We start from the raw sequence: 6,637 nt of genomic DNA, 5'->3' as shown, positions 1-6,637 counted from the left end.
CAACGCTATGTGGAATCTCAAAAGAAAAGGGGTGAATCCATGCCCACGATCACACTAAGGCTGGAACTGCACAACCCAACGAAAGTCAAACAAGACATGTATGAACGGATGACAGAAGTGAATACCGCCTTTGCGAATTGGCTGTTGAATCATCCCAAGCTGAATCAAGCGACGAGCAAACTGTTTAAAGAGTTTTCGTCGCAGCGGTTCCCTTCCGCCGTCGTGAATCAAACGATTCGAGAAGTGAAGTCCCAAAAGAAAAAACAAAAGGCAAAGAAGTTCCGAACATTTTGGTGTTGCTTTAACAATCAAAACATAAAGGTGGAAAAGAAAGGAGCGTTCTACACGGTTTCCTTCCCCACACTGGAGAAACGAATTGGCGTGCCTGTCGTCACGCGCCCCTATCAAGAGGCATGGCTGGATCGGCTGATCCATGGAACCGCCAAACAAGGGGCGGCCAAGCTCTACAAAAAGCGAAAGAAATGGTGCTTGGCGATCGCGGTCGCATTTGAAGTCAAGCCGCGGCACGAAACAAAGGTGATGGGGGTTGACGTTGGGCTTCGCTATATCGCCGTTGCCAGCGTGGGAACGAAATCGTGGTTTTTCAAAGGGAGCCAATGCGCCTTTGTGCGCCGACGATATGCGGCTTTGCGGCGAACGTTGGGCAAAGCCAAGAAGCTTCATATGATTCGCAAAATCGGCCGTAAAGAGTCCCGCTGGATGAAGGATATGAACCATAAAATCAGCCGTCAAATCGTCCGTTTTGCCCTTGCCAACGGTGTTGGCGTGATTCGGATGGAAGATTTGGCGGGGATTCGGAAACGAGCCGCTTCGGCCAAAGAAGCAGGACGAAATCTTCATTCGTGGGCGTTCCATCAACTGCAAACGATGATTGCCTACAAAGCCGAAATGGCGGGCATTCGGGTCGAGTGGGTGAATCCCACCTACACCAGTCAAACTTGTCGTTGTGGCTATCGAGATAAAGGAAACCGGAACGGCATCCACTTCCGATGCCAAAAGTGCGGATACACCATCCACGCCGACTTGAATGGCGCGATCAACATCGCCAAAGCGATTTCGGGCTTCGCCGCCTAACCTAGCGCACTGGTCACAGGTGCGCCGCCCATTGGGGTACATCTTAACCCGATGGGACGGGGTGATGACACACCCCTGAACTTGGGCGTTGTCTGAACCAGAAATGGATGAGGACGCGAACGACCCAAGAATCCCACGCCCTTTAGGCGTGTGGAGTGTCAAGTCGAATGCCATGACAACCATACGTTTTGGGATAAGATGGAGGCGGCCAACAATGATGAGCCGGAATGGCTCCGGCGGAAGCGGCAAAAACTGGCGACGGCGATCGTTCTGTTGGCGCAAGGCATTCCGTTTTTGCACAGCGGCCAAGAGTTTTATCGGACGAAAGGCGGCGATGGGAACAGCTATCGGTCGCCTGATGCGGTCAACCAGCTCGATTGGGGGCGGAAAAGCCGCTATGAAGACGACGTCCGATATGTTCAAGGGTTGATCGCCCTTCGCCGCGCGCATGGCGCATTTCGTCTCGCGACGGAAGCGGAAGTGTTGCGCCACTTGACGTTTCTTGAGCCGCTGCCGCCGTCGGTCATCGCCTACCGATTGCATGATGTCGCCGTATATGGGCCATGGGATGAGATCATCGTCATTCATCATAACGAAGAAAAAAAAAGAGGCCATCCACCTTCCAGACGAACGGGAATGGGACATCGTATGCGACGGGCAGCGGAGCGGAGCGGCGCCGTTTCGCCGAGTGAGCGACAGGCTTGAGCTTGACGGCATCGGCACATGGGTGCTCGTCCAGCCTGCGGGGTAATCGCTCAGACAGCGTGCCGGAATCGTCTCAAGGCTTGCAGAGGAGCGGTGGTTATCGCTCTGATGAAACATGCCGCCGTTGAGACGAAACGGGAAAGGGCGGCCGACCGGAGTGGGAGCCGCGGGGCGCTTCCGCTTTGGCAGTTTTAAGCAAGGCGTTTGCTGAGAAAAATGTTTGCATGCCGGAGCGGTATTTCAGTATAATACAAGTAAAACGGACGGAGGAAGGACGCGGCATGGCCGTCCTTTTTATTTGGGCGCGAGAAGCAAACGGAGACGTTTCTATTTTTAAGTCGCAGGTGAACACGCTTTGGAACAGTTACTAGGTAAGGAGTGGGAGATCACTCCCGCTGGCGGCGCTACAGGGGATGCGTATTTTGCGGAATATGAAGGGAAGAGATTGTTTTTAAAGCGGAATTCTTCTCCGTTTCTTGCTGTATTGTCGGCTGAGGGCATCGTCCCGAAGCTCGTATGGACGAAGCGGCTCGAAAACGGCGATGTATTTACGGCTCAGCAATGGCTGAACGGCCGGGAGCTGAAGCCGTGGGAGATGGGAAGCGAGCAAGTGGCGGCGCTTTTGCGGAAAATCCATCGCTCCAAGGAGCTTGTGACGATGCTGAAGCGGCTTGGCAAATCTCCGCTGCGCGCGAAGAAGATGCTCGCTGCGCTCGCTGAGCAACAGCGGCGCCATCCGGACGGCGGTTCTGTCGTCTGTCAGGCGCTTGACTGGCTTGAACAGCATGTTTCGTCATTGCCGGATGACGAGTACGTTGTCTGCCACTGTGACATCAATCATAACAATTGGCTGCTTGCCGACGATGGCACGTTGTACTTGATCGATTGGGACGGGGCGGTGATCGCCGATCCGGCGATCGATATCGGCATGCTGCTTCATCTGTACATTCCGCGCGCCGAATGGAAGGCGTGGCTCGACCAGTACGGATGGGCATGGAGCGAAGAGCTTGGCCTCCGCCTAAAGTGGTATACGATCGCTCATACGCTGCACTCGTTGTTTTGGCCGAAAGGGAAGGACGGCCAAAAAGAAAAGGAGCAGTCGCTTCGGTTATTGGAACGGGTCATCACCGAGCACTGACAACGGCCTGCCCCGCTTCTGTCGAAAGGGGCGAAACGCCGGCGGTGCTCAACCGGCGGCCGCCGTTGTCCCGATCATCGTCTTTGGCCGGGAAGACGTGGTGGAAGCGTGAAAGCGGGGAGGGTCAAGCCAGCTCGTTCACCCAATCGGCGAGCTGGCTTTGGTGAGCGGAAATATGAGCGTTTAAGTCAGCGCTGTATTTTCCGCCTTGGCCGTAGGCGTAAATGTTTGGAAGGATTTGTTTGACATGGCCGCTCACCTCGTTGTTAGCGAGCAGCGACTTGACAAGCCGTTCAATTTGTTCGCATTCGGACACCGTCCCGCAGCAATCGAGCTGATGTTCGGATAAAATGTCGCGGAGCACGGTCAATTGATGGTTATAGTCGAGCGGCATGCTGGTCACCATCCTTTCGCAAAGCTGTACGGTTTTATGATGCCCGGATCGAGCCGAGTTTATTATTCTAAACCGAGAAGACCCCTATTTCCACGCGTGAGCGTAAGCGGGAGAGCGTTCAAGCCCGGGCGTTTTTCCGCTTTTGGCGGCGTTTGCTTCTTAGTTGCAAGTATGGCATCGTCAAACCAACAAACGGAAACGAGGCAGAGGTGTCGATATGCGTTTGCGCAACAAACCGTGGGCGAAAGACAAAATCGCCGCTTATCCGCAATATGTCATCCCCGATCCAGGAACAAAGCGCGGGCGATGGCGCGAACTGTTCGGCAACGACCGGCCGATCCATGTCGAGATCGGGACGGGGAAAGGGAAATTTATCACCGAAATGGGGCGTCTCCATCCGGATGTTAATTTTATCGGCATCGAGCTGTACCCAAGTGTGCTGGTGTCGGCGCTTGACAAACTGATCGAAAGCGAGCTCTCGAACGTCAAGCTGTTGAACGCCAACGCGAAAGATCTCACCGCGTTTTTTGCCGACGGAGAAGTGTCGCGCATTTATTTGAACTTTTCCGACCCATGGCCGAAAAAGCGGCACGAAAAGCGGCGGCTGACGCATCGGGGCTTTTTGGCGCTCTATGATCGCGTTTTGTCCGACGACGGAGACCTCCATTTCAAAACGGACAATCAATCGTTTTTCGAATACTCGCTTGTCAGCTTGTCGCAGTACGGATTTGTGCTCGCGTCGGTCCAGCTCGACTTGCATCAAAGCGGCATCACGGACAATGTCATGACCGAGTACGAAGAAAAGTTTTCCGCCAAAGGCAACCGCATTTACCGCTGCGAGGCGGTGCGCCCGCCGCGGCGCCCGTCATAGGCCCGAACCGATTGGTCGGGTCTTTTTCTATTTCCGGTTGATGGAGAAAATGGTACACTAGTGGAGAGGGGGAGATGGAAATGGAACAGTTGCGAATCGGACAAGTCACATTGACATGGCTGCAGGGTGGGGTCACCCATCTTGACGGCGGAGCGATGTTCGGCGTCGTGCCGAAGCCGCTTTGGTCAAAAAAATATCCGCCCAACGACCAAAATCAAATCGAGCTGCGCACGGATCCGATTTTGGTCGAGACAGGCGGCAAACGGCTGCTCATTGAATCCGGCATCGGCAACGGCAAGCTGACCGATAAGCAAAAGCGCAATTTCGGCGTCACGGAAGAATCGGCGCTTGATGAATCGCTCGCCAAGCTCGGGCTGACGCGGCGCGACATCGACATCGTCATCATGACCCATTTGCATTTTGACCATGCGTGCGGATTGACCGTTTGGGAAGACGGGCGGCTTGTGCCGGCGTTTCCGCGCGCGTCGATCATCACGTCGGACATCGAGTGGGAGGAAATGCGCCATCCGAACATTCGCTCGCGCAATACGTATTGGAAAGAAAATTGGGAGCCGATCGCTGATCAAGTCGTTCCGTTTACGAAAGAAATCGAGGTCGTCTCCGGCATTCGCCTGATACATACCGGCGGGCATAGCGCCGGGCATGCGATCGTGCTGATCGAATCAGAAGGGGAGATGGCCATTCATCTTGGCGATTTGCTCGGCACGCACGCCCATCAAAACGTCCTTTGGGTGATGGCGTACGACGATTACCCGATGGATTCGATTTTTGCCAAACAGCGATGGCTCCCGTACGGCATGGAGCGAAACGCGTGGTTTACGTTTTACCATGACGCCTACTACCGGGCCGTCAAATGGCAGGTGGACGGGACGATGACTGCCGCCGTGAAGCGGGAGCGGCCGCCGCTATAATGGTTTGGTTTCGATGATGGCGCCGGTGTAGGCATTCACGAAAAACTCGTCATCTCTGTCGTGGCGGCAGACGCCGCCGCGGTACACGGTGTACGTCAACCCGTCTTTCTCATACCGCTCCGGGGCGGACTGAATCCAGGAACCGCGGATGGCGCGCGAACCGCCGAGCGCGGCTTTCGCCATCGCCAACGCTTTTTCCGGGGCAAGAAGCGGCGGTTTGGAAGCGGAGCGGATGGCATAGATGGCGGCCGCGCCGACGGCGGCGCCAATGAGCCATTTTTTCAAAAACATGAATCGTTCCCTCCTTGCTTCTGTCGCTATCGTTTAGTATAGCCGACTTTGGTGGAAGATGTTAAGGGGAACGGAGCGAACCGAAACGGAGCCAGAAACAGAAAGGAAGACCGATGATGAATGAGGAAACGATGCAATTGTTCCAAACGTTGACCGAGCTTCCGGGAGCGCCGGGCTATGAACATCCGGTGCGGCAGTTTATGCGCCAAGAGCTGGCCAAATACGCCGATGACATCGTGCAAGACCGCCTCGGCAGCCTTTTCGGCGTCAAACGCGGCGATGAGGCGGGCCCGACGGTGATGGTCGCCGGACATATGGATGAGGTCGGGTTTATAGTGACGGCGATCACCGACAACGGCATGATTCGTTTTCAGCCGCTAGGCGGCTGGTGGGATCAAGTGCTCGTCGCCCAGCGCGTGCAAATCATCACGAACGACGGGCCGGTCATCGGCGTCGTCGGTTCGATCCCGCCGCATTTGCTCGACGAGGAGCAGCGCAAGAAACCGATCGAGATCAAGAACATGTTGATCGACATCGGTGCAGAAAGCCGTGAAGATGCCGAACGAGTCGGCATTCGCCCGGGCCAGCCGATCGTGCCGGTCAGCCCGTTTACTTTGCTTGCCAACGGAAAAACCGTGATGGCAAAAGCGTGGGACAATCGGTTTGGATGCGGGTTGGCGATTGAGCTGCTGAAGGAACTGCAAGACGCAATGTTGCCGAACGTGCTGTACGCCGGGGCGACCGTGCAGGAGGAGGTCGGGCTGCGCGGGGCCCAGACGGCGGCCGCGATGATTGATCCGGACATCTTTTTCGCCCTCGAAGCAAGCCCGGCGAATGACATGTCCGGCGACAAGCAGGCGTTTGGCAAGATCGGCAAAGGGGCGCTCATCCGTTTGTACGACCGGACGATGATTACGCACCGCGGCATGCGCGAATTTGTGCTTGATACGGCGGAGACGATCGGCGTGCCGTACCAGTTTTTCATTTCCCCAGGCGGCGGGACGGACGCCGGCCGCGTTCATATCGCCAACCGCGGCGTGCCGTCGGCGGTGATCGGCATTTGCGCCCGCTATATCCATACGCACGCTTCGATCATCCATGTCGACGATTACGCGGCGGCCAAACAGCTCATCGTCGAGCTGGTTAAACGGTGCGACCGGGCGACGGTCGAGACGATTCGCCAAAACAGCTGAGGAGAAGCGAACGCTTCT

Annotated in this window: 7 protein-coding genes and 1 pseudogene; 6 read left to right on the top strand and 2 right to left on the bottom strand. The window is 55.9% G+C overall.

The features are described from left to right. Positions 1–39: 39 nt before the first annotated feature. From GJ1_RS00710 to GJ1_RS00700, 3 genes and pseudogenes are all read left to right on the top strand, one after another. The gene (locus GJ1_RS00710) at positions 40–1,095 is read left to right on the top strand and encodes an RNA-guided endonuclease TnpB family protein (RefSeq protein WP_066227079.1); all 1,056 of its coding nucleotides are present in this window, start codon (positions 40–42) and stop codon (positions 1,093–1,095) included. A 162-nt stretch (positions 1,096–1,257) separates the two neighbouring features. Continuing rightward, positions 1,258–1,846, top strand: a pseudogene (locus GJ1_RS00705) (type I pullulanase); the annotation flags it as partial. A 309-nt stretch (positions 1,847–2,155) separates the two neighbouring features. Then, positions 2,156–2,938: a phosphotransferase family protein gene (locus tag GJ1_RS00700; RefSeq protein WP_066227073.1), complete on the top strand. Its 783-nt coding sequence runs from the start codon at positions 2,156–2,158 to the stop codon at positions 2,936–2,938. Between the two features lie 124 nt (positions 2,939–3,062). Here the strand turns inward: GJ1_RS00700 and GJ1_RS00695 are convergent, their stop codons facing one another. Continuing rightward, positions 3,063–3,332: a YtzH-like family protein gene (locus GJ1_RS00695; RefSeq protein WP_066227070.1), complete on the bottom strand. Its 270-nt coding sequence runs from the start codon at positions 3,330–3,332 to the stop codon at positions 3,063–3,065. Between the two features lie 217 nt (positions 3,333–3,549). Between GJ1_RS00695 and trmB the strand changes: the two genes are divergently transcribed. After that, positions 3,550–4,203 carry a tRNA (guanosine(46)-N7)-methyltransferase TrmB gene (trmB, locus tag GJ1_RS00690; RefSeq protein ID WP_066227067.1) on the top strand — a complete coding sequence of 218 codons (654 nt, stop codon included), beginning with the start codon at positions 3,550–3,552 and terminating at the stop codon, positions 4,201–4,203. 80 nt (positions 4,204–4,283) lie between these two features. After that, positions 4,284–5,135, top strand: coding sequence for a YtnP family quorum-quenching lactonase (locus GJ1_RS00685; protein ID WP_066227062.1), 852 nt, complete (start codon positions 4,284–4,286; stop codon positions 5,133–5,135). Here GJ1_RS00685 and GJ1_RS00680 read toward each other — a convergent pair. After that, positions 5,130–5,426: a PepSY domain-containing protein gene (locus GJ1_RS00680; RefSeq protein ID WP_066227059.1), complete on the bottom strand. Its 297-nt coding sequence runs from the start codon at positions 5,424–5,426 to the stop codon at positions 5,130–5,132. The genes GJ1_RS00685 and GJ1_RS00680 overlap by 6 nt on opposite strands. 116 nt (positions 5,427–5,542) lie before the next feature. Between GJ1_RS00680 and GJ1_RS00675 the strand changes: the two genes are divergently transcribed. Continuing rightward, positions 5,543–6,619: a M42 family metallopeptidase gene (locus tag GJ1_RS00675; protein WP_066227057.1), complete on the top strand. Its 1,077-nt coding sequence runs from the start codon at positions 5,543–5,545 to the stop codon at positions 6,617–6,619. The last annotated feature ends 18 nt before the right edge of the window (positions 6,620–6,637 follow it).

Origin of the sequence: Geobacillus jurassicus NBRC 107829 (genome assembly GCF_001544315.1) — a bacterium.
In the GTDB taxonomy this organism is placed as follows: domain Bacteria; phylum Bacillota; class Bacilli; order Bacillales; family Anoxybacillaceae; genus Geobacillus; species Geobacillus jurassicus.
Note: the sequence above shows the minus strand (reverse complement) of the source record. Positions and strands in the feature narration are given on the sequence as shown.

What these genes read in the sequence shown, in the direction of transcription:
- GJ1_RS00675 (WP_066227057.1), top strand. Translation starts at nt 5,543, where the DNA reads ATGAATGAGGAAACGATGCAATTGTTCCAAACGTTGACCGAGCTTCCG.
- GJ1_RS00710 (WP_066227079.1), top strand. Translation starts at nt 40, where the DNA reads ATGCCCACGATCACACTAAGGCTGGAACTGCACAACCCAACGAAAGTC.
- GJ1_RS00695 (WP_066227070.1), bottom strand. Translation starts at nt 3,332, where the DNA reads ATGCCGCTCGACTATAACCATCAATTGACCGTGCTCCGCGACATTTTA.
- GJ1_RS00680 (WP_066227059.1), bottom strand. Translation starts at nt 5,426, where the DNA reads ATGTTTTTGAAAAAATGGCTCATTGGCGCCGCCGTCGGCGCGGCCGCC.
- GJ1_RS00685 (WP_066227062.1), top strand. Translation starts at nt 4,284, where the DNA reads ATGGAACAGTTGCGAATCGGACAAGTCACATTGACATGGCTGCAGGGT.
- trmB (WP_066227067.1), top strand. Translation starts at nt 3,550, where the DNA reads ATGCGTTTGCGCAACAAACCGTGGGCGAAAGACAAAATCGCCGCTTAT.